General features: G+C 68.0%; 1 protein-coding gene. It reads right to left on the bottom strand.

The window, feature by feature from the left end:
• A partial coding sequence (locus AP428_RS14390) for a CheR family methyltransferase (protein WP_054928245.1) occupies positions 1-868 on the bottom strand: 868 nt, incomplete at its 3' end.
• Positions 869-950: the final 82 nt, after the last annotated feature.

Below are 950 nucleotides of genomic sequence, written 5' to 3'. Positions count from 1 at the left end.
GTTCGTACACCGTCTGCCCGCGCAGCCGGAACGCCTGCGTCACGTACGTGAAATTCTCCGAATGGCCGGCGAACAGCAGCCCGCCCGGCTTCACGAGCGGCTCGAAGCGCGACAGCACCTGCCCCTGCGTCGGCTTGTCGAAATAGATCATCACGTTGCGGCAGAAGATCGCGTCGAACGGCTTCGCGATCCCGTAGTCCGCATCGGTCAGGTTCAACTGCTCGAAACGGATCATCGCGCGCAGCTCGGGGCGCACCTTCACGCGGCCGGCCTGCGCGCCCGTGCCCTTCAGGAAGAAGCGCTTGAGCCGCTCCGGCGACAGGTGCTTGACCTGGTCGTACGTATAGATGCCGGCTTCGGCCTTCGCGAGCACCTGCGTGTCGAGATCGGTCGCGAGGATCGATGCGTTGCGCGCGGCCGTGTCGCCGAGCGCCTCGATCAGCGTGATCGCGATCGAGTACGGCTCCTCGCCGGTCGACGCCGCCGAGCACCAGACCGACACCGGCGCCGGCCGCGATTTCACGAATTCCGACAGGATCGGGAAATGGTGCGACTCGCGGAAAAACGCGGTCAGGTTGGTCGTCAGCGCGTTGGTGAACGCTTCCCACTCGAGCGGATCGTCTTCCTGCTCGAGCAGGTCGAGGTAGTCGCGGAACGTGTCGAGGCCGCGCGCCCGCAGCCGTCGCGCGAGACGGCTGTAGGCCATGTCGCGCTTGTGCTCGGACAGCGAGATGCCCGCGCGTTGGTGGATCAGCGCGCGGATGCGTGCGAAATCCGCGCCGGTGAACGCGAAGTCGCGCCCCGGCTCGCCCGCGCGAGGCGAGGCATCCGGTGCATCGGGTCGAAACGGCGCGCGCGCGTGCGACATGGCTTAGAAGGTCTCCCAGTCGTCGTCCGACGCGCCGGCGGCCGCCAGCGCCGGCTTCTCGCCGTTCAGCGCCGGGCGCACG

It is taken from the genome of Burkholderia sp. E168m22 (genome assembly GCF_001319805.1).
GTDB lineage: Bacteria > Pseudomonadota > Gammaproteobacteria > Burkholderiales > Burkholderiaceae > Burkholderia > Burkholderia orbicola.
Note: the sequence above shows the minus strand (reverse complement) of the source record. Positions and strands in the feature narration are given on the sequence as shown.